20 protein-coding genes are annotated in these 22759 nt (G+C 40.9%); 2 read left to right on the top strand and 18 right to left on the bottom strand.

Annotation, left to right across the window (positions count from 1 at the left end):
* Nucleotides 1–22 precede the first annotated feature (22 nt).
* The 9 genes from sdbB to A0739_RS08360 all read right to left on the bottom strand — a co-directional run bounded on the left by sdbB (nt 23) and on the right by A0739_RS08360 (nt 11309).
* Complete coding sequence (gene sdbB / locus A0739_RS08400; protein ID WP_000755591.1) at nt 23–568, bottom strand: thiol-disulfide oxidoreductase-associated lipoprotein SdbB; 546 nt, start codon at nt 566–568, stop codon at nt 23–25.
* 12 nt (nt 569–580) lie between these two features.
* Complete coding sequence (ccdA2, locus tag A0739_RS08395) at nt 581–1288, bottom strand: thiol-disulfide oxidoreductase-associated membrane protein CcdA2 (RefSeq protein WP_061587664.1); 708 nt, start codon at nt 1286–1288, stop codon at nt 581–583.
* 125 nt (nt 1289–1413) lie between these two features.
* Nucleotides 1414–2274, bottom strand: coding sequence for a methionyl aminopeptidase (locus A0739_RS08390; RefSeq protein ID WP_000631558.1), 861 nt, complete (start codon nt 2272–2274; stop codon nt 1414–1416).
* A 15-nt stretch (nt 2275–2289) separates the two neighbouring features.
* Nucleotides 2290–3567, bottom strand: a complete 1278-nt coding sequence (spxR, locus tag A0739_RS08385) for a CBS-HotDog domain-containing transcription factor SpxR (protein ID WP_000033809.1) — start codon at nt 3565–3567, stop codon at nt 2290–2292.
* Nucleotides 3560–4111, bottom strand: coding sequence for a GNAT family N-acetyltransferase (locus A0739_RS08380; RefSeq protein ID WP_061587663.1), 552 nt, complete (start codon nt 4109–4111; stop codon nt 3560–3562). Before A0739_RS08380 ends, spxR begins: the two co-directional genes overlap by 8 nt.
* Nucleotides 4112–4126: 15 nt before the next feature.
* Nucleotides 4127–5386, bottom strand: coding sequence for a UDP-N-acetylglucosamine 1-carboxyvinyltransferase (locus tag A0739_RS08375; protein ID WP_061587662.1), 1260 nt, complete (start codon nt 5384–5386; stop codon nt 4127–4129).
* Nucleotides 5387–5546: 160 nt separating this feature from the next.
* Entirely contained in the window at nt 5547–7052 is a 1506-nt protein-coding gene (gene pyk, locus A0739_RS08370) for a pyruvate kinase (RefSeq protein ID WP_061587661.1), read from the bottom strand.
* Between the two features lie 66 nt (nt 7053–7118).
* Nucleotides 7119–8126: a 6-phosphofructokinase gene (pfkA, locus tag A0739_RS08365; RefSeq protein WP_061587660.1), complete on the bottom strand. Its 1008-nt coding sequence runs from the start codon at nt 8124–8126 to the stop codon at nt 7119–7121.
* An 81-nt stretch (nt 8127–8207) separates the two neighbouring features.
* Complete coding sequence (locus A0739_RS08360) at nt 8208–11309, bottom strand: DNA polymerase III subunit alpha (protein WP_061587659.1); 3102 nt, start codon at nt 11307–11309, stop codon at nt 8208–8210.
* A 393-nt stretch (nt 11310–11702) separates the two neighbouring features.
* Here A0739_RS08360 and A0739_RS08355 point away from each other — a divergent pair, with 393 nt between their 5' ends.
* Nucleotides 11703–13985 (top strand): Xaa-Pro dipeptidyl-peptidase, encoded by a 2283-nt coding sequence (locus A0739_RS08355; RefSeq protein ID WP_061587658.1) that lies wholly within the window; start codon nt 11703–11705, stop codon nt 13983–13985.
* A 518-nt stretch (nt 13986–14503) separates the two neighbouring features.
* Nucleotides 14504–14974 (top strand): arginine repressor, encoded by a 471-nt coding sequence (locus tag A0739_RS08350; RefSeq protein ID WP_001043016.1) that lies wholly within the window; start codon nt 14504–14506, stop codon nt 14972–14974.
* A gap of 33 nt (nt 14975–15007) precedes the next feature.
* Here A0739_RS08350 and A0739_RS08345 read toward each other — a convergent pair whose 3' ends face one another.
* The 9 genes from A0739_RS08345 to dnaG all read right to left on the bottom strand — a co-directional run bounded on the left by A0739_RS08345 (nt 15008) and on the right by dnaG (nt 22643).
* Nucleotides 15008–15172 (bottom strand): hypothetical protein, encoded by a 165-nt coding sequence (locus A0739_RS08345; RefSeq protein WP_000502575.1) that lies wholly within the window; start codon nt 15170–15172, stop codon nt 15008–15010.
* 9 nt (nt 15173–15181) lie between these two features.
* Nucleotides 15182–16492 (bottom strand): GTPase ObgE, encoded by a 1311-nt coding sequence (obgE, locus tag A0739_RS08340; protein ID WP_061587657.1) that lies wholly within the window; start codon nt 16490–16492, stop codon nt 15182–15184.
* A 71-nt stretch (nt 16493–16563) separates the two neighbouring features.
* Complete coding sequence (locus tag A0739_RS08335) at nt 16564–16698, bottom strand: DUF4044 domain-containing protein (protein WP_000863851.1); 135 nt, start codon at nt 16696–16698, stop codon at nt 16564–16566.
* 29 nt (nt 16699–16727) lie between these two features.
* A complete protein-coding gene (locus tag A0739_RS08330) occupies nt 16728–16916 on the bottom strand; it encodes a PspC domain-containing protein (protein WP_000735790.1) in 189 nt (62 codons plus the stop codon).
* A gap of 20 nt (nt 16917–16936) precedes the next feature.
* On the bottom strand, nt 16937–18262 hold the full coding sequence (locus A0739_RS08325) for a glycosyltransferase family 4 protein (protein ID WP_061587656.1): 1326 nt from the start codon (nt 18260–18262) through the stop codon (nt 16937–16939).
* 8 nt (nt 18263–18270) lie between these two features.
* On the bottom strand, nt 18271–19314 hold the full coding sequence (locus A0739_RS08320) for a glycosyltransferase family 4 protein (RefSeq protein ID WP_061587676.1): 1044 nt from the start codon (nt 19312–19314) through the stop codon (nt 18271–18273).
* 113 nt (nt 19315–19427) lie between these two features.
* On the bottom strand, nt 19428–19757 hold the full coding sequence (locus tag A0739_RS08315; RefSeq protein ID WP_000331930.1) for a metal-sulfur cluster assembly factor: 330 nt from the start codon (nt 19755–19757) through the stop codon (nt 19428–19430).
* Nucleotides 19758–19770: 13 nt separating this feature from the next.
* A complete protein-coding gene (gene rpoD, locus A0739_RS08310) occupies nt 19771–20880 on the bottom strand; it encodes an RNA polymerase sigma factor RpoD (protein WP_000201893.1) in 1110 nt (369 codons plus the stop codon).
* Nucleotides 20881–20882: 2 nt separating this feature from the next.
* The gene (gene dnaG, locus A0739_RS08305) at nt 20883–22643 is read right to left on the bottom strand and encodes a DNA primase (protein WP_061587655.1); all 1761 of its coding nucleotides are present in this window, start codon (nt 22641–22643) and stop codon (nt 20883–20885) included.
* Between the last annotated feature and the right edge of the window lie 116 nt (nt 22644–22759).

Genomic DNA, 22759 nt, shown 5'->3' with positions numbered 1-22759 from the left:
GCGAAAAATCGCGATTTTTTCTTTATTTCATTTCTTTAAAAGCCGCTTCTGCATCAGCATTGCTAATAGCACCAAATTGGATTTTTCCGATTTTACCTTGACTGTCAATCAAGTATTCTGTTGGAATACTACGAATTTGGTAGGCTTGGAAGGTAGTTGCTTGCGTATCATATAGAACTGGAATATCCTTGTATCCTTGTTCTTGATACCATTTTGGAAAGTCTTGAACTGTTTTTTCACCTTGTAGACCAGGTGCAATGACACTCAAGATTTCAAAGTCTCGATCTTGTTTGGCAGCTAATTCCATCAGCTCAGGCATGCTTTTTTTGCATGGTCCACACCAAGAAGCCCAGAATTTTAAATAGACCTTTTTCCCTTTATAGTCTGATAACTTCACTTCTTTGCCATCCATAGACTGCAAGGTAAAGTCTGGCGCATCCTTACCGACTGCTATTTGTTGTACAGCAGGTTGTTTGGGACTGCTTGTCTGTTTGGTTTCTTTTTCACCACAGGCAATCAACAAGAATAGAGACATGAGGCTCAATCCAGCAAAAATAACTTTTTTCATTTTTTTCTCCTTTTATCCAAGAATTCCTGACAAGGCATTTAACTGCCCTAGCATTAATAATAATCCCATCAAAATAATCAAAGCTCCCCCGATTTTCTTTAGTAAAATCATATGGGGTTTTAATTTACTAAAATAGGGCATAATCCAGCCCGAAGCCAAGGCCAAAACAATGAAAGGAAGGGCCATTCCCAATGTGTATACTAATGTTAACACGGCTCCTTGCCAAGCACCACTGCCACCTGAAGCTGCTAGGGCCAAGACTGAACTTAAGACTGGTCCGATACAAGGGGTCCAACCAAAACTAAAGGTTATCCCAAGTAAAAAGGCTGACAGATAGTGATTAGACTTTGATTGTTTGAAGGTGACTGTCTTTTGAACCTCCAGTTTATTGAAATGCAAGATTTCCATCTGGTGAAGCCCTAAAAGAATAATGACTATTCCCATAGCATAACGAAACCAGTCTGCATAGAGCATGTGCCCTAGGAATCCAGCTCCAAATCCTAAAATAAAGAAAATGAGGGAGATTCCTGCAATAAAGCACAAGGTCCGAATTAAGCCAGACCATGCAACGTCTCTTCCAAAAAAGCGAAAGCTTTTCGAATTTCCCAGATCATCCAGTAAAATACCAGCATAGACTGGTAGCAAAGGAAAGATGCAGGGTGAAAAGAAGGACAGGATACCTGCTAAAAAAACAGATACTAGAAATATAATCGACTCCAACGAATTACCTACTTTCTCAAAATTCTAATCCTATTTTACTACAAAAGGATAAATTTGTAAGAAGTCTGCTACGCTTATTTATTTTGACTAAAGTTGACACAAAAAAAGGAGCTAATCTCCTTTTTTTAATACGTTCCTTCTTCGCCTTGGCTAGTCAAGATAACTGGACCGTCTTTGGTAATCACGAACTGGTGTTCATATTGGCAAGACAGGCCGCCATCTATAGTCTTATGAGCCCAGCCAGTCTTCATATCTGTATCAATTTCCCAGTCACCAGTATTAATCATGGGTTCAATGGTTAGTACCATTCCTTCACGGAGACGGAGTCCACGGCCTGCAATACCGTAGTTAGGAACCATTGGCTCTTCATGCATTGTTGGACCAACACCATGACCAACCAAATCACGAACGACACCATAACCGCGACTTTCAGCGTATTCTTGAATGGCTGCACCGATATCACCGATACGATTGCCAACAACTGCTTGCTCAATTCCTTTATACATAGCTTCCTTGGTCACGTCCATCAGGTTTTTCACTTCTTCAGACGGTGTACCAACCGCATAAGCCCAACATGAGTCTGCTAAACCACCAGTATAACTTTGGGTGTATTTTTTCATTTGCTCAACATTGTTGAAGTTGAGTTTAGATACATTAAGGTCGGATTTGGCAATCGGACCTCCCAGTACCATATCAACCTTGAGCAAATCGCCATCTTTCAAGATGTAATGACGTGGAAAAGCGTGAGCTACTTCGTCGTTGAGAGAGCAACAAGTGGCATAGGGGTAATCCATGACTGCACCATCTACTCCAATCTGTAGAGGAAGGAAATTTTCCTCTTTACAACGACGACGAACGTACTCTTCAACTTCCCACATATCCACGCCTGGCTTAATCAAATCACGTAAGCCGATATGGATACTTGCTAGGAAATCACCAGCCTTGTCCATGGCTTCGATTTCACGTGCTGATTTTAAAGTTATCATTTTTTCTCCTAGATTCTAATTAATTTTAACCGTAACATTTGCTTTTGAAACAATCTGATGACCATGATAAATATCATAATCAATAATAGCTGAGCGTCTCGTGTGGTGAATAATCCGAGCCTGAATCCGCAGAGTATCATCTATCTGTACAGCCTGCAAGAAATAAATCAACATCTGTTCAATGATGAGATTACGTCCGCTATTGACAACGAGGTCTTGGGTCATATGGTTGAGGATTTCAGCCAAGACTCCATTAGCAAGGACACCATTTTTCTCCAGCATGAAGGGCTCAACAGTAATGACGACTTCATCATGATGATAAGAAAGCTTTTGCCCGATTTGCTCTGAGAAAGTTGGCAAGGCAGAAACTTGGGAACGGCTCATCTTTTCCATGACATCTCTTCGTGTTACGACACCGAGTAAAGTTTGGTTACTTCTGACAACGGGAACCATCTCAAAGTCTTCTGCAATCATTCGTTGACTGACATTTGCAATATTGGTCGCTAAGCCAGTTACGAAGATACTACGTGTCATCACCTTATCAATCGTCGTACTGGGGGATTTATCTCCTGCGTCACGCATAGTAACAACCCCAACAACCACTTGGTGCTGATTAATGACTGGGAAACGACTACTTCTGTTCTTACGGACCAAATCTAGATAGTCTTTGACTGTATCCGTTTCTCTCAAAAAACCATACTCATGACTGGGACGATAGAGCTTTTCGACTGTCAGAATATCGGTTTTGATTTGAACATTTGAGAGGGCTTTGTTAATCATGGTCGCTACTGTAAAAGTGTCATGTTTACTCCTCAGAACTGGAATCCCTTTTTTATTAGCCAACTCAAGAACATCGTCCTGAACATGAAAACCACCCGTAACGAGGACTGCATTTTCATTTTCCAAGGCTAAAAGTTGAATACGAGTACGGTCTCCTACGATCAAAAGACCGCCATCATGGAGATAAGACAGGATATTTTGCTCTGTCATAGCCCCAATGGAGAATTTACTAAACTCTCTCTCAAGCCCTTCCTGACCAGCTAAAACTTCAGAGGAGGTGACTTCAGCAATTTCAGCATAGGTTAGCCTCTCAATAGCCACTTTTTGGGACTTGACCCGTATGGTTCCACTACGTGGCCGAGTTTCAACGATGCCACGATTTTCAGCTTCTTTGATAGCTCGGTAGGCTGTTCCGTCACTAACACCTAGGTGATTGGAAATACTGCGAACACTAACTCTCTTCCCAATTGGTAACTCTTCCAGATAGGACAAAATTTCCTGGTGTTTACTCATTGAATTCTCCTTTTATATACCGAAATTCAAGATAGTCCCTCATTTTTCGTGTATATCGATCGCTCCCCTTAAACTGTCGTACGAGGCTAAAGCCCGATTTCAAGGCTACTTTTTGACTAGCTTGATTCTCCAAATGAGTGATGATGGATAATTGTTTTAAACCAAATTCTTCAAATGAAAGCTGACATAGCTTGGTAACCACTTCAGTCATAAAACCTTGTGACCAAGAATCTTTTTTTAGGAAGTAACCAATTTCTGCTTCTTTTTTGATTTCATCAATCTTTTCAAATTTAATGGAGCCAATCATTTCCTGATTTCCTTGGAGACAAATTGCCCAAACACCTAGAGGATTCTTCATAAAATAGTTAGCAAGTGAGTACTGACTTTCTTCCAAACTTGCTTGACTGGGAAAAATAAACTGTAAATTCTCAGGGTTTGAAGCAATCTCAAAAAACGCTTGACTGTCACTAAAAAAGAAAGGACGCAAATACAAGCGCTCCGTTTCAAAAAAAGAAAACATTGCTAATTTGGTCCAAATATTCATAATCACCTCAACGGCTTAGTCTTCAACGAGTGTAATATCCGCTCCAAGACTACGCAATTTTTCAATAATATCTGAGTAGCCACGAAGGATAAACTCAATATTCGTAATTTCAGTCTGGCCTTGAGCCATCAAGCCAGCGATGACAAGTGCTGCACCAGCTCGCAAGTCTGTAGCTTTTACACTTGCACCGTGTAAGTTACGACCACCGTTGTAAATAATGTGATCATTTGTAGTCGTAATATCTGCATCCATTTTCGCTAATTCAAAGACATGATTGACACGTTTCTCATAAATCGTATCAATAATCGTTCCACGACCTTGAGCAGTTAGTAAAAGAGGCGTGATAGGCTGTTGCAAATCGGTTGCGAACCCTGGATAGGGTGCAGTTTTGATATTGATGGCCTTTAAACCAGACTGTTCTTCAACGAAGATGCTGTCTTCTGAGACCGTCATACGAACGCCCATTTCCTCTAGTTTGGCGATAAACCCTTCTAAGTGTTCATAGAGAACGTTGTTAATGCGAATTCCTTTTCCTACCGCTGCAGCAAGTGAAATATAGGTTCCAGCTTCGATACGGTCTGGGATTACTTGGTGACGCGTTCCATGAAGTTTCTCGACACCATCAATAATGATAATATCAGTCCCAGCACCACGAATATGGGCCCCCATGTTGTTCAAAAGGGTGGCAACATCGATAATTTCCGGTTCACGAGCCGCATTTTCAATGACAGTGCGTCCCTTAGCTTTAACCGCAGCAATCATCGTGTTAATCGTTGCTCCAACGCTAACGGTATCCATGTAAATACTTGCGCCATGAAGCCCCTTACCTTGGGCAGATAAATTCATATTATCTCCCTCATAGCTGACCTTAGCACCCATGGCTTCAAAGGCTTTTAAGTGAAGATCAATCGGACGAGGTCCCAGATCACATCCACCAGGAAGTCCAACTGTAGCTTCACCAAAGCGACCTAAAAGACTTCCGTAGAAATAATAAGAAGCACGCAGGCTATTAATCTTGCCATAAGGCATAGGAATGTTTTGAACACCTCTTGGATCAATCTCCAAGACATCATCATAACGCTTAACAGTCGCCCCCATAATCTCCATAATTTCGACAAGACTAGCAACGTCTGAAATATCTGGAACACAATCTAAAGTGACAATATCATCTGATAAGATAATAGCTGGAATAAGCGCTACAACACTATTTTTAGCACCACTAATGATGATCTCACCTTGCAATGGACGTCCACCATTGATGACAATTTTTCTCATGTTTTACTCTTTCAAAATTTACTAAAAAGGTCTTTTCGTTCTATTATACCATAATTTTCAGTTTTTTCCCATTCCTATTTACTAAATACCATCTCATTTTGATAAAAAAAGACCTATCACTCAAGCTTTTCAGCCTGAAATGATAGGTTTTTGTGTTAGATTAGCGTACAGTGCGGATGCGCATTGTGTTTGTACGAACAGCTTCGCCAAGTGGTACACCTGCAACGATAACAATATCATCACCAGATTCTACCAAACCTTGCTCAACTGCAATTCTTTCAGCGAGATCAAACATATCATCAGTGTTTGATGGGCGATCAGTGGTTACTGGAATAACTCCCCAGTTAAGCATCAAACCACGCTGAGTCAATTCATCGAAAGTGATTGCCAAGATATCAGCATCTGGACGGTATTTAGAAATCAAACGAGCAGTGTGACCTGTCTTAGTAAGAGTAACCACCAACTTGATATTCATAGAATTTGTCGCATCCTTAACAGCTGAAGCCATAACCTCAGTCTTAGAATTACGTGACAAGTTAACAGATGACAAGCGACCGTATTCTTTTAAAAGAGTTTGAGCATTCTTGTCAATTGTTGCCATTGTACGAACAGACTCAAGTGGATATTTACCATTTGCAGACTCACCTGAAAGCATTGTAGTGTCGGTTCCGTCGATAACAGCGTTAAACACATCTGATACTTCTGAACGCGTTGCACGTGGTTTTTCAGTCATAGTTTCAAGCATGTTTGTTGCTGTGATAGCGACTTTACCAGCTGCATTTACTTTTGTAATAATCATTTTTTGGTAAACTGGAACCATTTCGAATGGTACTTCAATACCCATGTCACCACGGGCGATCATGATACCGTCAGCAGCTTCAATGATTTCATCCAAGTTGTCAATACCTTGTTGGTTTTCGATTTTAGCGAACAATTGAACGTGACCGTTACCAGTTTCTTCACAGATTGCACGAACTTCGTTAACGTCTTTTGCGGTACGTACGAATGAAATCGCGATGAAGTTAATACCTTGTTCAAGACCAAAGCGGATATCATCGTTATCACGTTCAGCAAGAGCTGGGAAAGGAATTTTAGTGTTAGGGATGTTTACACCTTTTTGTTTAGCGATAACACCGTCATTTTCAACTTCAACGATGAATTCACGACTTGCATCGTCTTTTTCTACAACGCGAAGACCAAGTTTACCATCGTCAACCAATACTTGGCGACCAACTTCAACGTCATCATAGATGTCAAGAGCACCAGCAACGTTCAAAGCAATCACTTCACGAGTTGATTTGATTCCTTGTTTAGTTGCAACACGGATTTTTTCACCAGTTTTGTATGAGTACTCTTTAGCTTCACCTTCGAACAATTCAGTACGGATTTCTGGTCCTTTAGTATCAAGAAGGAAACCAACTTTTTTACCTGCAAGTTTTTCTGCAAGTTTAACAGTTGCCATACGTTCACCTTGTTCTTGGTGGTCACCGTGTGAGAAGTTGAAACGGAAAGTGTTAGCTCCTGCTTCAATCAATTTAGCAATATTTTGAGCTGAAGCTTCAACGTCAAGTTTTTCACCCCAGTATCCGTCTTCACCGAATTTTTTACCACCACGGATTTCAACCGCAGGACCTAAAGTTGCAACGATTTTTACACGTTTGTTCATGATTTTTGTGACTCCTTTATATAATTCGACCTTTTATGGTCATGTTACCAAATTAATGAAAGTTGATTAGGACAAGCTCTTGTTCAAATCAGAAAGTTCAAGATCAGCTTTATGAGGGTTGTTAACAACGATCTTACCATCAGCTGTTAAGCTAAACAAAGCTCCTTCTTCTGCTGTTCCAAGAATTGGATTCTCAACCATTTTCTCGTTACGAATACCGACAGCGACACCACCGATTCCTTGTTTAAGAAGTTTAACAGCGTGTGCTCCCATACGAGATGCCAATACACGGTCACGAGCAGTTGGTGAACCACCACGTTGGATGTGACCAAGTTCTGTGACACGAAGGTCACTTGTATCTCCAGCTTCTTTTAGTTTTTGACCAAATTCAGCCGCTGACATGACACCTTCTGCCAAAACGATAATATTGTGTTTCTTACCACATTCATAACCAGCTTTGATGCTTGCTACGATGTCTTCAAATTTGAAACCTTCTTCAGGAATGATGATTTCGTCAGCACCTGTTGCGATACCTGCCCAAAGAGCGATATCACCTGCATTACGTCCCATTACTTCAACAACGAAAGTACGACGGTGACTTGACGATGTATCACGAATCTTATCGATCGCATCCATAGCAGTTGTTACTGCAGTGTCAAATCCGATTGTAAAGTCTGTCCCTACGATATCGTTATCAATAGTTCCTGGAAGTCCGATAGCAGGGAATCCATGCTCAGTCAAGCGCATAGCTCCATGATAAGAACCGTCACCACCGATAACTACGACACCTTCGATACCGTGTTTTTTCAATTGCTCAATCCCTTTAAGTTGGCCTTCAAGTTGTGCAAACTCAGGGTAACGAGCAGAATGAAGGAAAGTACCACCACGAGAAATGATGTCTCCTACTGAAGCAGCATCAAGTGGATAAATTTCACCGGCAACCATACCTGCGTATCCATCATAGATACCAAAAACTTCCATTCCTTCTGAGATTGCTTGGCGAACTACTGCACGGATGGCAGCATTCATACCAGGGGCGTCTCCACCACTGGTCAAAACAGCAATACGTTTCATTTGGTTTATGCTCCTTTTTCTTTTAACATTCTTACTGATTATACCACATTTAAATCGAAAATTCTTCTATTTTCCGTATTTTTAGCGATAAATCGTTTTCATAGCAATTCCCTCTAATTTTTCCTCTAAAGCAGAATCTTTTCTTACAAAATGTTGTGTAGAAACAACCGTTTTTCCTTCCTCTTCATACCTGATAATGACAGGGATTGGGCCTTTGTATTGTTCTAGGATATTTGAAATCTCTTTATCGTATTCATGATTTTTAACTTGAATCCAGAATCGTTCCGCCACTGCTTCTTTCAAATCTTGTGCAATCATTTGCAGACGACCATCTCGAGATTGAACTTTGCCATTGATGTAGTAAAATTTCCCTTCGGATAAAATGGAAGCAAATTTTCTATACTGGTCTGAAAATACAGTTACATCCATCCGAGACTTACTATCATGAACCTGTAGAAAGGCCATACTCTCGCCTTTCTTGGTTCGAATCACTTTAATCTTTTGAACTTCAACTAGGAGAGTGGCTTGAGCTCCCTCGGTTAGATTAGCGATTGGCGTCGTCGGATATAGGGCTTGTTTGGCAAGAGTTTGGAGAGGATGGGCACTGATACCTACCCCAATCAGTTCCTGCTCTTTGTAAAATTTCTCTGCCTCAGTAAAATCATCAGCTTCAGTCCAACTATAATTTGTATCTGCAAAAAGTCCACCTAATTCCTCAACAAAAACAAATAAGTTTGGTAGGTTCACTAAGATTTTCTGGCGATTCTTGTCAAATTCATCAAAAAGCCCTAGTTCAACCAAAGGCGTCAAAAGCGACAGTTTCTTGTAATTCTTGGGAAGACGTGTGACGAAATCTTCAATGCTTGAGAAAGGACGATTTTCAATAATCCAGTAAGACAAATCTCTCGGCATCCCTTTAATAGCTTTCAAACCAAGATAGATTTTCTTATGAGCAATTTTATCATGATAGGGAATGCTGTTGATTGCTAAAGGAGCCACTTCAAAGCCCATCTGCAATGCATCTACAATGTAATCGCTACTGGAATAATTCAACATAACTTGGAAGAAAATAGCAGGGTAGTGTGTCTTGAAATAAGCTAGTTGGAATGCCAGTGCTGAGTAGGCATAAGCGTGAGATCGGTTAAATCCGTAGCCGGCAAACTTTTCCATCACTGCAAAAACTTGGTTGGCCTTTTCTTCTGTATGCCCAAGTTTCATAGCTCCTATGATAAAATCTTCCTTCATCAAATGCATCTCTTTAGCATTTTTCTTCCCCATGGCTCGTCTGAGAATATCGGCTTTACCAAGACTGAAACCTCCAAAGCGCTGAGCTACCTGCATGACTTGCTCTTGATAGAGCATAATACCGTAGGTTGATGACAGGATGTCTTCCAATGTAGGATCTAGCACTGTCACCTTTTCTTTGCCGTGCTTCCGAGCGACAAAGTTATCGATATAATCGCTTGCACCTGGTCTGTTAAGGGATGTCGTTGCTACCACTTCTTCGAAGACTTGTGGTTTCACCCGTTTCAAGAGTCGAATGGCGCCAGGTTGTTCAAATTGGAAAATACCTTTCGTATTTCCAGCTGCAAAGAGGGCTAAAGTTTCACTGTCTTCCAGGTCAATCTCTTCGATTTTTAGATGAACACCCTCTGACTCCGCAAGCAATTCCTGCATTTTTTGTACGAAAGTCAGGTTACGTAAACCGAGGAAATCCATTTTTAGAAGTCCATTGGCTTCAACACCATGAGCATCATACTGGGTGATTAGCATATCCTCACCATATTTTAGAGGAATATAGTCCGTCAAGTCTTGGTCACTCATAACGACTCCGGCAGCATGGATAGAGGTCTGACGAGGATAACCTTCAATCTTTCGAGCAATCTCAAAAGCTTTTTGGTATTCAATCTTGCTATTGATGACCTGTCTAAATTGCAAATTCTTTTCATAGGCCGTCTTTAGCGTATCTCGGAAACTGATTTTTTTCGTAATATTTGTTAATTCGTACTCTGGAACGCCATAGCGTTTGAAAACATCACGAATTGCCTGTTTTGCTCCAAAGGTCGAATAAGTGACAATCTGCGCCACATGTTGACTTCCATAGCGATCACGAACATAACGAATGAACTCGGGTCTATAGAGGTCAGGAATGTCGATATCGATATCAGGCATGGTGTAGCGCTCACGATTTAAAAAGCGCTCAAAAATCAAGTTCTTCTCAACCGGATCGATTCCTGTAATATCAAGTGAGTAGGCGACCAAACTACCCACAGCAGAACCACGCCCCATACCCATATAGTAGCCTTGGGAACGTCCAAAACGGAGCAAATCCCAGACTACAAGGAAATAGTCGTCAAAGCCCATATCATGAATCACAGCTAATTCCTCATTCAGTCGCTCATGATAGATAGCTGAGGTTAGCCCCTTGTCACTCAAGCCTTTGTCAGCTCTTGCTCGAAGCTCTTCCACCGCTGGTCTTTCAGGGTTAAAGCGAGGAAGTTTTAAACTTGGGTCGATTTGATAGCTTACATTTTCTATCAAATCCTGGAGATTGGCAAGCGCCTGAGGGAAGCGATTTTTAAACCGAGCTTCTAAATCTGAGGCAGGTAAAAAAATCCCTTGTTGTGAATGCACATCTACTTCTCTTAGGCTAACATTGTCCTTGACTGCTGACAAAATTTGCAAAACCTGTAGGTCTTCTTTTTCAAAAGAGTTGACTTGGTAGAGTGGAAGAATGGGGCTGGTAAAGACTTCTTGAGGAGCATCTGGACTGACACCGATAAAATAATCATGCCCCAAATCCAGCTGTTCGACCCCATTAAAATAGGGAACAATAATGGCTACATCTTCGAGGTGGCTGGTGAAGTCAGACCAATTTTTCCGTCCAGTCATTTTTAAAGTGGATAACTTCATCAACTCTTGATACCCTTTAGTGGATAGAGCTAGAAAACGGAAAGAAATATTCTCCTCATCTTTGATCAAGGACATTTCAAGACCAATTAAAGGTTGGATTCCATATTTTCGAGTCACTTCTAAAAAATGATAAGCCCCATAGAGATTATCCACATCCAAGATAGCAAGGTGAGAATAGCCATACTCTTTAGCCGTTTGTACATATTTTTCAATCGAAACCACACTTTCCATAAAACTATAAACAGTCTTGGTGTCGAGCTGTGCAATCATTTCTTCTCCTCCTTGCTTTCGTTTTACTACTATTATACCATTTTAAGTTGGATATTGAAGCTACTCGGATGCTTTCTTTTCAATATCATCAGTTAAAAACTTTTTCATTTTTCAAAGGAAGCAAATAAAAAATTAATATTATATAATAGTTTTAAATGTAAATTTAGATATATTTATACCAAACGAAGAATAATAAAGATAGGAGTTATATGCAGTTTTACATATAAAAATCTCTAGAAAAAGGCTTACTTCTATGGTATTTATTCAGTATTTTATAATAACTTACCAAATAGATATGCTGGTTTAAGAAATTTATTTCATTTAAGTTTATTTATTCCATTTTTCCCTCTTTTTTGATATAATAAATCCAGTCTGTTTTCAAAGGAGAGAAACATGCGTTTTAATCAATTCAGCTATCAACCAACCACTAGTTCTCAACGATTTGAGGAATTAGAAGGTCTTGGTCTAAAGCTGTCACCCCAACTGTCCTTAAAAAGACAGTTTGAAGACTTCATTCGTTGGAGTTTTTTCACTTATTCTGACACGGATTATGCCTTGTCGACTTTGGCTGCGGATAAAGAAACAGATTTAGTAACTTTTTTCCAGTCAGACCGTGAGTTAACTGCGGAGATTTTCTACACAGTAGTTTTTCAACTTTTAGGATTTAGCTATCTTGTTGACTTTGAGGATGCCGAACAGTTTCGTAAAGAAACTGGTTTTCCTATTGTTTATGGGGATCTCATTGAAAATCTTTATCAGTTACTCAATACGCGAACGAAAAAAGGAAATACGCTCATCGATCAGCTTGTTAGTGATGGACTCATTTCAGAAGACAATCACTACCACTACTTTAACGGTAAGAGCTTGGCTACCTTCTCTACTCATGATGTCATTCGTGAAGTCGTGTATGTCGAGAGCCGTGTGGATACTGATAAAGATGGACTCCCTGATTTAGTCAAAGTCAGCGTTATCCGCCCACGTTACGATGGTCAAGTACCTACTCTTATGACTGCCAGTCCTTATCACCAAGGGACCAACGACAAAGCCAGTGACAAAGCTCTCTACAAAATGGAAGGAGAGCTTGAGGTCAAACCGCCCCACACCATTGAACTTGAGGAACCTAAGCTAAATTTAGTCGAACCTCATGGTCAAGCAGAAGTCGTCTCAGAAGTTGAAGAAAAGCTATCTCATATCAATAGCTCATATACCCTCAACGACTACTTCCTCCCACGTGGATTTGCCAATCTCTATGTATCGGGTATTGGTACTAGGGATTCGCAAGGTATCATGACCAATGGTGACTACCAGCAAATTGAGGCCTATAAAAATGTCATTGATTGGCTTAATGGCCGTTGCCGTGCTTTCACGGACCATACACGCAATCGTCAAGTCAAGGCTGACTGGTCAAACGGGAGAGTCGCAACAACAGGTATTTCCTATCTAGGCACCATGTCCAATGGTCTCGCTACCACTGGTGTTGATGGTTTGGAAGTAATCATTGCGGAAGCAGGTATTTCCTCTTGGTATAACTACTATCGGGAAAATGGTCTGGTGACCAGCCCAGGTGGATACCCAGGTGAGGATTTTGACTCACTTGCTGAATTGACCTATTCCCGCAATCTCTTAGCTGGAGACTATATCCGTGCTAATGAGGCCCACAAAGCGGATTTAGAAAAGGTAAAAGAACAATTAGATCGCAAGACTGGTGACTACAATCAATTTTGGCATGACCGCAACTATCTACTCAATGCTCACAAGGTTAAAGCTGAGGTCGTCTTTACGCATGGTTCCCAGGATTGGAATGTCAAACCACTTCATGTTTACCAGATGTTTCATGCTCTTCCAGCTCATATCAATAAGCACCTTTTTTTCCATCATGGTGCCCATGTTTATATGAATAATTGGCAGTCGATTGACTTCCGCGAGTCAATGAATGCCTTGTTAAGTAAGAAATTGTTAGGACTTGACTCAGGCTATCAACTTCCGACTGTCATCTGGCAGGACAATATCGCACCGCAAAGATGGCAAGGTCTTGATAACTTTGGCAAACAGGAGGAACTGCATAGCTTCTCTCTTGGAACTGAAGAAAAAGTGATTCAAAACCAGTATGATCAAAAAGATTTTGATCGTTATGGAAAAACTTACCAGACCTTCAACACTGAACTATATCAAGGAAAAGCCAATCAGATCACCATTGACCTTCCAGTGAGTCAAGACCTTCACTTAAATGGGCGAGTGGAGCTGAAACTTCGTGTCAAATCAAGTACGAACAAGGGCTTATTATCAGCCCAACTGTTAGAACTTGGACAAAAGAAATATCTGCAACCTTATCCAGCTGTTTTAAGTGCTAGAACCATTGACAACGGTCGTTACCACATGTTAGAAAATCTCTGTGAACTGCCATTCAACCCAAGTGCCCAACGTGTCATCACCAAAGGCTACCTTAATCTTCAAAATCGAACCAATCTCTTGACGATTGAAGAAATCCAACCAAATGAATGGATGGACTTCAAGCTAGAGCTTCAACCAACTATCTACAAACTTAAAGAAGGAGATACTCTCCGTTTGGTTCTCTATACAACAGACTTTGAGATTACAATTCGAGATAATACAGACTATCAGTTGACTGTTGATTTAGCACAGTCTAGTCTTATCCTACCTTGTCAAAAGGTATAATCTACCAGACTTTCAATATGGACGTATTCAAAGGAAAAGTCAATGAATTTGACCATTGAACTTCCTATAACCAAAGTTTTCCACTTGAACAGTCGAATCAAACATAAACTTTGTATCAAATTCAGTTCATCTGAAAGCATTTTAGAAGCCCCTAGACGGAACTTGGAAAAAAGATACTCCCTCTAACCAACATGTGTAACCATTTATCATACACGCTACTAGACCACATGTTGGAAATCTCTGTGAATTACATTTAGAGTGAATTCACAAAACGCCGTGACAAAAAGCTACCCAAATTGAAGGATTCACTGTCATAAAGAACATCAATGTAGATGAACGGATTGCTACCCAGTTTATCTGCACCCAACTAGTGACAAGTTAAAAGAAGGAGAATCTCTCCATCTAGTTCTTTATCCTACTGACTTTGAAATCATCATACGTGACAATACCGCCTACCACCCGACTGACGTTATCGTTCAGTCCACGCTACTGTACCTTGTAAAAGGAGTACTTACTTTATGAACAAATCAGAACACAGACACCAACTTATCCGCGCTCTCGTTTCAAAAAACAAAATCCATACTCAAGCTGAATTACAAGCTTTGTTAGCGGAAAATGATATCCAAGTTACTCAGGCTACCTTATCACGCGATATCAAAACCATGAACCTTTCAAAAGTGCGCGAAGAGGATAATTCTTATTATGTGCTAAATACAGGCTCTATCTCCAAGTGGGAAAAACGTCTTGAAAACTATATGGAAGACGCTCTTGTTATGCTGCGTCCTGTGCAACACCAGGTTATTTTGAAAACTTTACCCGGTTTAGCCCAATCGTTTGGATCTGTAATTGATTCCTTGGCCTTTCCAGATATCGTTGCAACCCTTTGTGGAGATGACGTCTGCATGATTATCTGTGAAGATGCTGCAAAAGCGCAGGCTTGTTTTGAGAGTCTTAAAAAATATGCGCCGCCATTTTTCTTTAGTGAATAAACAAATCCCGTGATTTTTAATCACGGGATTCTTTTATTCATTTGAAAGTGTTTCTTCTTTCTTCATACGTGCCAATCTAAGAGCACGTTTGGGATTGAGACGATTAAACAATTCTTCTAGTTTCTTTTCATTCCATACGTCTGCTGCAGAAACAAAATTTCCATCTGCATCTCGGAATGATATCGGTTTATCTCCCATATCAATCTCCTAGTCTACAAATTCAAATTCAAATTTACCGATGCGGACCAAGTCGCCATCTTTGGCACCACGTGCACGAAGGGCTTCGTCAACCCCCATACCACGAAGCTGACGGGCAAACTTCATGACTGATTCGTCACGGTCAAAGTTGGTCATGTTAAAGAGTTTCATGAGTTTTTCACCAGAAAGTACCCATGTCGCATCATCATCACGACTAATCTCAAAGGCTTTTTCTTCCTCGTCAAAGCCATAGTAAGCCTCTTCTTCCATATCGGATTCATCATAGATTGGGAATTCTGGAGTCTTGTCCAACAATTCAGCTGTCGCATCCAAAAGGGTCCCCAACCCTTGCTTGGTTAAACCAGAAATCGGGAAGATGGCTGGTAGTTCTTCAAACTCGTCGTAGTTAGCTGCCAACTTTTCCTTGAAAGTTTTCAGATTTTCCTGACTTTCAGGCATATCCATCTTGTTGGCCACAATAATCTGTGGACGCTCCATAAGACGAAGGTTGTAGGATTCTAATTCCTTATTGATAGCAAGGTAGTCCTCATAAGGATCACGTCCTTCACTAGCTGACATATCGATGACATGGAGGATAACTCGTGTACGTTCGATATGACGGAGAAACTGGGTTCCAAGACCAACCCCTTGACTGGCCCCTTCAATCAAACCTGGAAGATCTGCTACTGCAAAAGAATCACCTGACTGCGTACGAACCATACCCAAATTAGGAACAATCGTCGTAAAGTGGTAAGCACCGATTTTAGGTTTAGCTGAAGTGATAACACTAAGCAAAGTTGACTTTCCAACAGATGGGAAACCGACCAAGCCGACATCCGCTAGAATCTTCAATTCCAGTTGCAAGTCGCGTTCTTGTCCTGGTTCTCCATTCTCAGAGATTTCAGGTGCAGGATTTTTTGGAGTGGCAAAACGGATGTTTCCACGACCACCTCGACCGCCATGAGCCACGATAAATTCTTGACCATGTTCAATCAAGTCTGTAATGACTTTTCCTGTTTCCGCATCACGTACAGTAGTCCCCTGTGGTACGCGAACACGAAGATCTTCTGCACCACGTCCGTGCATTCCTTTGGTCATTCCTTTTTCACCGGAATCAGCCTTGAAATGACGGTTATAACGGAAATCCATCAAGGTACGTAAGCCTTCGTCTACCACGAAAACAACGTTACCTCCACGTCCACCATCACCACCCCAAGGACCACCATTAGGGACATATTTTTCACGGCGAAAGGCAACCATGCCATCGCCACCATTACCAGCCTTGACCTTAATCTTGGCTGTATCTAAAAACATACTCATATTTTCTTCTCACTTTAAAAAGGCTGGGGAGAACCCAGTCATTAGTTATTGTTTCTATCCTCGCAGCTTGCTTAGAATCTACTAAAAGCTCCAAGCGCAGTTGCAAAGATACCAGCAAGGGTTACAAACAACATGATGAGCACGACAACAAGCGTCACCTTTTCAAACAAAGTTTTTTTACGTTTTCCGTTATCTCCAAAAGCCATAACTTCTCCTTTTTCTATATAATTCTAATTTAATATTCTGTTGAAACTGGTGCAATCAACCATAAAATGATATAAGCAAGGACTCCTGTCCCATAACAAAATGCAAGAACAGCCCAAATGACACGAACAATTGTTGGATCGATATCAAAATAATGAGCAACTCCTGCGCATACTCCACCAATTTTTTGATCTTTCCCACTTCTCATTAATTTTTTCATTTTTTCTTCCTCTTATTCTATTATTTGAATTCGTCTCTCCAATAATCTCTGATGCTAGACAATTGTTTTCGAGACGCTCTTAAAATACGCTTGGATTCTTTTACTGGGCTTGTAACAGCCTGTTGAGGTAGATAGAGAATCGTTTTTAAAAAGCGCTGAGTGACAGGCTGTCCATCATGTAACTCATGTTCAAAGTTATTTGAGATAATAGCATCAAGGTAAAACTCATGAACTCGTTTCCCAAAATTTTCAGCCGAAATCTCGTACAACTTATCCGCTAACTTTTGTTCAGACATATCAGGAGTAGCGATCAAAGCTTCAAGGATAGCTCCTGCAAGCTCTCGTTCTCCATAGTAGAGGGTCCCAAACATTTTATCATTGATCAGATTTTCAAGATAGGGATTGCCATGAGCAATAACAGGCGTTCCACTGGCTAGACTTTCTAGATAGGTTAAACCCTGAGTTTCACTCGTAGAGGCTGAAATAAAGAAATCAGCTGCTTTATAGTACAAGGCTGTCTCACTTGGAGCAATCATACCTGTAAAAATCACATGTTTTTGTATGTTTAATTTCCCTGCTTGTTCTTTCAGACTGTCCAGATAAGGTCCGTCTCCAGCAACAACCAACTTCACCTTGTCTTCTTCTTTCAATACCTCAGCAAAGGCTGCTAAGACTGCTTGGATATTCTTCTCAAAGGAGATACGAGAAAGACTCAGCAGCATTTTCTCGCCTTCCTGAATACCTAACTTCGAGCGAAGCTCTAGTAAGTTTTCCTCTTTGATCTCAGGTCGTTCAAACTTAGCCAGCTCAATTCCAGTTGGGATGACACGCTTTTCAACCTTGACTTTGTATTTAGATAAAAGGTCACGAACAATTTCACTAGGGCAAATCACGCCATCTACATCATGAAGGAAGCCACGCACCAAATATTTCACCATACTCGGCCGAATTAGCATACCCTTAGCAATGTAATGCACATAGTCTTCATACTGAGTATGGTAGGTATGAATAACTGGAATTTTCAATTCTCTCGCAATCCAAATCCCTAACAAACCAAGAGAAAATTCTGTCTGGGTATGAATGATGTCGAGTTGATACTGCTTGGAAATTTCAAGCGCCTTTGTAAAACCTCGGTAGGCAAATCGTCGATCCTTAAATGCAAAGAAAGGGACACTCGGAATGCGAATAATTTGCCAATCCTCATATCGGTTTACGTCTTTATCAGTCGTTGTAAAGATAAAAACTGCATGCCCCTGCTTTTCAAGCTCCGTCTTCAAGGTCCGAATACTAGTCGCGACCCCAGAAACTTGAGGGAAATAGGTATCTGTAAATAAACCAATTCGCATAAATTACCTCACTTTTTGCCCAAAGCAGCCTGTTCTCGATAAAATTTTAACCAGATTTCCAACAAATGCTCCTCAGAGTACTCTTTGGAGATCTCGCGAGCTTTTTCTTTCAAGTCTTTTAAGGCTTCAGGGTCATTCTTGTATTCTAGGATTGCTTCTCTCATCTCGGAAACATCACTTGTAGCACGATAATTCCCATCAAGAATAACCTTATACAGATCCAAATCTCTTAGCATAATCGGTGCTTCACAACTAGCTGCCTCTAAGATGGTCATTGGGAATAGTTCATTGTAACTTGGTAGCAAGAAGAGATCCGCTAAAGCATAGAGTTCTCGCATTCGCTCTGGAGGAACAATACCTGGAAAAATTAGATTTTTAGGTGGATTATCCATGATTTTTTTATAGCGTTCATAACCATCTGTCATCCCGCCAAATGAAAAACCACCAGCCCAGATAAAAGTAATTTCTGGCAATTCCTCAGCAAGACGTATAAAGTCATCAATTCCTTTACGTTTCTGAACCTGACCTGCACCGACAACAACAAACTGATTCTCAGCTAAATCCATTTCCTGACGAAGTTTCGCTACTTGGTCAGCTGGTAGTGGATGCCATTTTTCCTTATTTACAAAGTTTGGAATATAAGTTACTTTTTCACGCGGAATACCAGCTGCCACCAAATCCTCGATAAACATGGGATTAACCACCACCAAGTGTTCCATTCGGTTGTAAAATGAAAAAACATAGCGTTTGATAATTCCCTTTAAGAAAAATGGAATTTTCAAACTCCCCTCAAGCGTATCAGGCAAAAAATGCACATAGCCAATTTTTCTCCCAGATCGCTTCTTTTGAAATGTAGATAAATAATAAGGGAAATCAATGGTATGAAAGTGAGTTACATCTGCCTCAACAGGAAGATTCTCTGTAACAATCAACTGGTCTTTGGCATCACGGTGAAGGAGACTAACCAATTCTCTATATGCTCCTGACACTCCTTGACCAGCTACTTTTTCACTTGAACTCAGCATATTAATACGCAATTTTTCGTTTTCCATACCTTTCATTATACCATTTTATTTCCAGAAAATCAGCAAAAGAAAGAAGAGACCATAGGAAAAAGGATAAATTCACCCTATTTTCCAATCGTCTCTCGCATTATTCTTAGTCTTTATTTAATTCCTAGGGCGATACGCGCGTATCGGCTCATTTTTTCAACTGTCCAAGCTGGATACCAGACCAATTTAACTTCGGTATTGGTTACCTCAGGCACATCTGTCATCGCATCATGTATCTGGTCTGTCAAAAGGTCAGCCAGTGGGCAGCCCATAGTTGTCAAGGTCATATCAATTTCAGTGTGACCAGTTTCACCATCAAAACGAATTTCATAAATTAAACCTAGGTTGACAATATCAATTCCCAACTCAGGGTCGATGACTTCTTCCAAAGCATTTAAAATGCGTGTTTTGATCGTTTCAATTTGCTCTTCTGTATAAGCCATGTTATTCCTCACTCTAATCTTCAATAAAATCACGAAGGGGTTTGCTGCGACTTGGTTGGCGCAATTTTCTCAAAGCCTTGGCCTCGATCTGACGGATACGTTCACGAGTTACGTTAAAGACTTTACCAACATCTTCAAGGGTGCGCATTTTCCCATCGTCCAGCCCGAAACGAAGGCGCAGAACGTTTTCTTCACGGTCTGTGAGAGTATCCAAGACTTCATCCAACTGCTCGCGTAAGACGATACGCGTTGTATAATCCACTGGATTTTCAATCACTTCGTCTTCAATAAAGTCCCCAAGATGGCTATCGTCCTCTTCACCAATCGGTGTTTCAAGTGATACTGGCTCTTGGGCGATTTTCAAGATTTCACGCACCTTGTCAGGTGTCATATCCATACGTTCAGCGATTTGTTCAGGAGTTGGATCTTGACCCAGTTCTTGAAGAAGATTACGTTGTTCACGGACAAGCTTGTTAATCGTTTCAACCATGTGAACAGGGATACGAATGGTACGCGCCTGATCAGCGATGGCACGAGTAATCGCCTGACGAATCCACCAAGTTGCATAAGTAGAAAACTTAAAGCCTTTTGAATAGTCAAATTTGTCAACAGCCTTCATCAAGCCCATGTTTCCTTCTTGAATCAAATCAAGAAACTGCATGCCACGACCTACGTAGCGCTTAGCGATCGAAACCACCAAACGAAGGTTGGCTTCCGCAAGACGTTGTTTGGCTTCGATATCACCAGCTTCAACTGCTAAAGCCAATTCTTTTTCTTCTTCGTTAGTCAAGAGAGGAACAACCCCAATTTCCTTCAAATACATACGGACAGGGTCATTAACCTTGGCAGAGGTTGAGCCAATCAAGTCCTCATCACTAAGTTCAGGCTCTTCTTCTGTACTAAGGACACGTGCACTTGGATTTCCTTCATTATCTGTGATAGAAATTCCAGCATCCTGAATCCGTTGTAAAAGGTCTTCAATGCCATCTGCATCTAAAGTAAAAGGAATAACCAGACTTGAATTGATTTCGTCATCTGTTGCTGTTCCTGTTTTTTTGTGGTTACGGATAAAGTCTGCTACTTGCACATCAAATGTCGTTACTTCTTTTTGTTTTGTTGCCATTATTACTCCATTCTTCTCTTTTGGGAAATCAATCGTTGCAATTCTTCCAAGGCTGTGTCTGTATCTCCTACATGACTAGCTTCCTGCACTTTCTTTTTAATTCTTAAGTTGTCCTTGCTGAGGAGGGCACGGTTACGAGTCGCTTCGACTTCAGAAAGTTCTTGAGGCGACATCTCTGCAGGCAAATCCAGACTAAGCACATGGTACCAAGCATTTTCAACCTCAGGCGTCTGATGAGACAGTTCCTCTGATCCAATTTCTCCCTGCTCACTTAATAATTCGTAAAGAATCTGAAATTCTGGGGTATCAAAGAAAAAACCTTCTCTTAATCGGTAGTCATTTAAAACAACTGGATTCTCAGCCATCCTATAGAGGAGATGAGCCTCTGCTCTCATAACAGCCGTCAGTTGCCGCGTTACAGGTAAACTAATCGCTACGGGTGTAGGTTGCTCCTTTACCCTCTCCTGCCTTTGAACAATCCGACTTTCATTTACAATCTGTTCTACTTGCTGGTAATCAAAGGAAGGTAGATTATCCGCCAGAATGTGGATATAGGAATTCTGGGCGGTGATCGACTTTTCTTTGGCAATTAAGGGAGCAATCTTTTCAATGAACTCGATTTGCGCTTGCAAGTTGTCACTATTCTCAGGTTTGAGTTGGTGAATATAGAACTCTATGGGACTGATACGTGTCTTGGTTAAGAGGTAGGCCAAATCTTCAGGAGAATTCTTTTGTAAATACTCATCTGGGTCCATGGCATCAGGTACTCGGACAACTTCCACTGAGAAATCTTTTAATTCTTCCAGAGCTTTGGCTGTCGCTGCCTGTCCTGCCTTGTCACCATCATAGCTGAGAACAATCTTTTTGGTGAAGCGTTTGAGGTGGTCAACATGTTCCTTGCTCAGCGCTGTCCCCATAGAAGCCACAGCATTTTCTATACCAGCACGGTAGGCTGCGATCACATCCATGAAGCCTTCCATCAGGTAGAGTTCTGTATTTTTACCTGTTCCCTTTTTTGCCTTGTCCAAATGATACAATTCATAACTCTTGTTAAAAATTGCAGTCGAGCGGCTATTTTTATACTTGGCAGTCTGATTATCTGTTTCTTGCCAAATACGACCTGAAAAGGCAATGACCTGCCCCTTGTCGTTGGCCAAAGGAAAGATGATACGTCCAAAAAAAGTATCATAAAACTGATTGCCATCTGACAGGTTGAACAAGCCCGAATCCAATAAATCCTTTTCCTCGAACTTGTCAGCTAAACGTTGATAGAGATAGCTTCTCTCTGCTGGAGCCAGTCCAATCTGGAAGTGCTTCAGAACATCATCTGTCAATCCGCGTTTGTAGAGATAAGCCCTTGCTTCTTCTCCCATCTTGGTCGTCATGAGGATGGCATGGTAAAAACGGGCGGCTTCTTCATGCATATCATATAGTGCTTGATGAGGTGAAGCCTGTTGAGGACGAGACTGTACCGTCATAGCCAGTTGAATACCGACGCGCTCACCTAAGAGCTGAACAGCTTCCATAAAAGACACACCTTGGTATTCTTCGATGAACTTAAAGACATCTCCTGAACGCCCACATCCAAAACAGTGATAAAACTGCTTGTCTTCGACTACGTTGAAAGAGGGGGTCTTTTCACCATGAAAAGGACAGAGCCCTAAATAGTTCCGTCCAGCCTTTTGTAAAGAAATCACGTCACCTATGACTTCCACAATGTTGGCATTGTTTTTGATTTCTTCAATGACTTGCTTGTCAACCATACACAATACCTCCATCTTATCATAGTTTCACGTTATCTAGTATAGCTTATTTCTGAAAAAAAGTAAACCATTTCATACACTTTCCGTAATTCTCTTTGCCTTATTTTTCTAGATAG

It is taken from the genome of Streptococcus oralis (assembly GCF_001588645.1).
In the GTDB taxonomy this organism is placed as follows: Bacteria; Bacillota; Bacilli; order Lactobacillales; family Streptococcaceae; genus Streptococcus; species Streptococcus oralis_AB.
This window is presented reverse-complemented; position numbering and strand designations above follow the sequence as displayed.

Bases quoted from the DNA above. Each gene is read 5' to 3' on its own strand.
- sdbB (WP_000755591.1), bottom strand. From the start codon at position 568: ATGAAAAAAGTTATTTTTGCTGGATTGAGCCTCATGTCTCTATTCTTG.
- A0739_RS08390 (WP_000631558.1), bottom strand. From the start codon at position 2,274: ATGATAACTTTAAAATCAGCACGTGAAATCGAAGCCATGGACAAGGCT.
- spxR (WP_000033809.1), bottom strand. From the start codon at position 3,567: ATGAGTAAACACCAGGAAATTTTGTCCTATCTGGAAGAGTTACCAATT.
- A0739_RS08380 (WP_061587663.1), bottom strand. From the start codon at position 4,111: ATGAATATTTGGACCAAATTAGCAATGTTTTCTTTTTTTGAAACGGAG.
- A0739_RS08375 (WP_061587662.1), bottom strand. From the start codon at position 5,386: ATGAGAAAAATTGTCATCAATGGTGGACGTCCATTGCAAGGTGAGATC.
- pyk (WP_061587661.1), bottom strand. From the start codon at position 7,052: ATGAACAAACGTGTAAAAATCGTTGCAACTTTAGGTCCTGCGGTTGAA.
- pfkA (WP_061587660.1), bottom strand. From the start codon at position 8,126: ATGAAACGTATTGCTGTTTTGACCAGTGGTGGAGACGCCCCTGGTATG.
- A0739_RS08360 (WP_061587659.1), bottom strand. From the start codon at position 11,309: ATGATTGCACAGCTCGACACCAAGACTGTTTATAGTTTTATGGAAAGT.
- A0739_RS08355 (WP_061587658.1), top strand. From the start codon at position 11,703: ATGCGTTTTAATCAATTCAGCTATCAACCAACCACTAGTTCTCAACGA.
- A0739_RS08350 (WP_001043016.1), top strand. From the start codon at position 14,504: ATGAACAAATCAGAACACAGACACCAACTTATCCGCGCTCTCGTTTCA.
- A0739_RS08345 (WP_000502575.1), bottom strand. From the start codon at position 15,172: ATGGGAGATAAACCGATATCATTCCGAGATGCAGATGGAAATTTTGTT.
- obgE (WP_061587657.1), bottom strand. From the start codon at position 16,492: ATGAGTATGTTTTTAGATACAGCCAAGATTAAGGTCAAGGCTGGTAAT.
- A0739_RS08335 (WP_000863851.1), bottom strand. From the start codon at position 16,698: ATGGCTTTTGGAGATAACGGAAAACGTAAAAAAACTTTGTTTGAAAAG.
- A0739_RS08330 (WP_000735790.1), bottom strand. From the start codon at position 16,916: ATGAAAAAATTAATGAGAAGTGGGAAAGATCAAAAAATTGGTGGAGTA.
- A0739_RS08325 (WP_061587656.1), bottom strand. From the start codon at position 18,262: ATGCGAATTGGTTTATTTACAGATACCTATTTCCCTCAAGTTTCTGGG.
- A0739_RS08320 (WP_061587676.1), bottom strand. From the start codon at position 19,314: ATGGAAAACGAAAAATTGCGTATTAATATGCTGAGTTCAAGTGAAAAA.
- A0739_RS08315 (WP_000331930.1), bottom strand. From the start codon at position 19,757: ATGGCTTATACAGAAGAGCAAATTGAAACGATCAAAACACGCATTTTA.
- rpoD (WP_000201893.1), bottom strand. From the start codon at position 20,880: ATGGCAACAAAACAAAAAGAAGTAACGACATTTGATGTGCAAGTAGCA.
- dnaG (WP_061587655.1), bottom strand. From the start codon at position 22,643: ATGGTTGACAAGCAAGTCATTGAAGAAATCAAAAACAATGCCAACATT.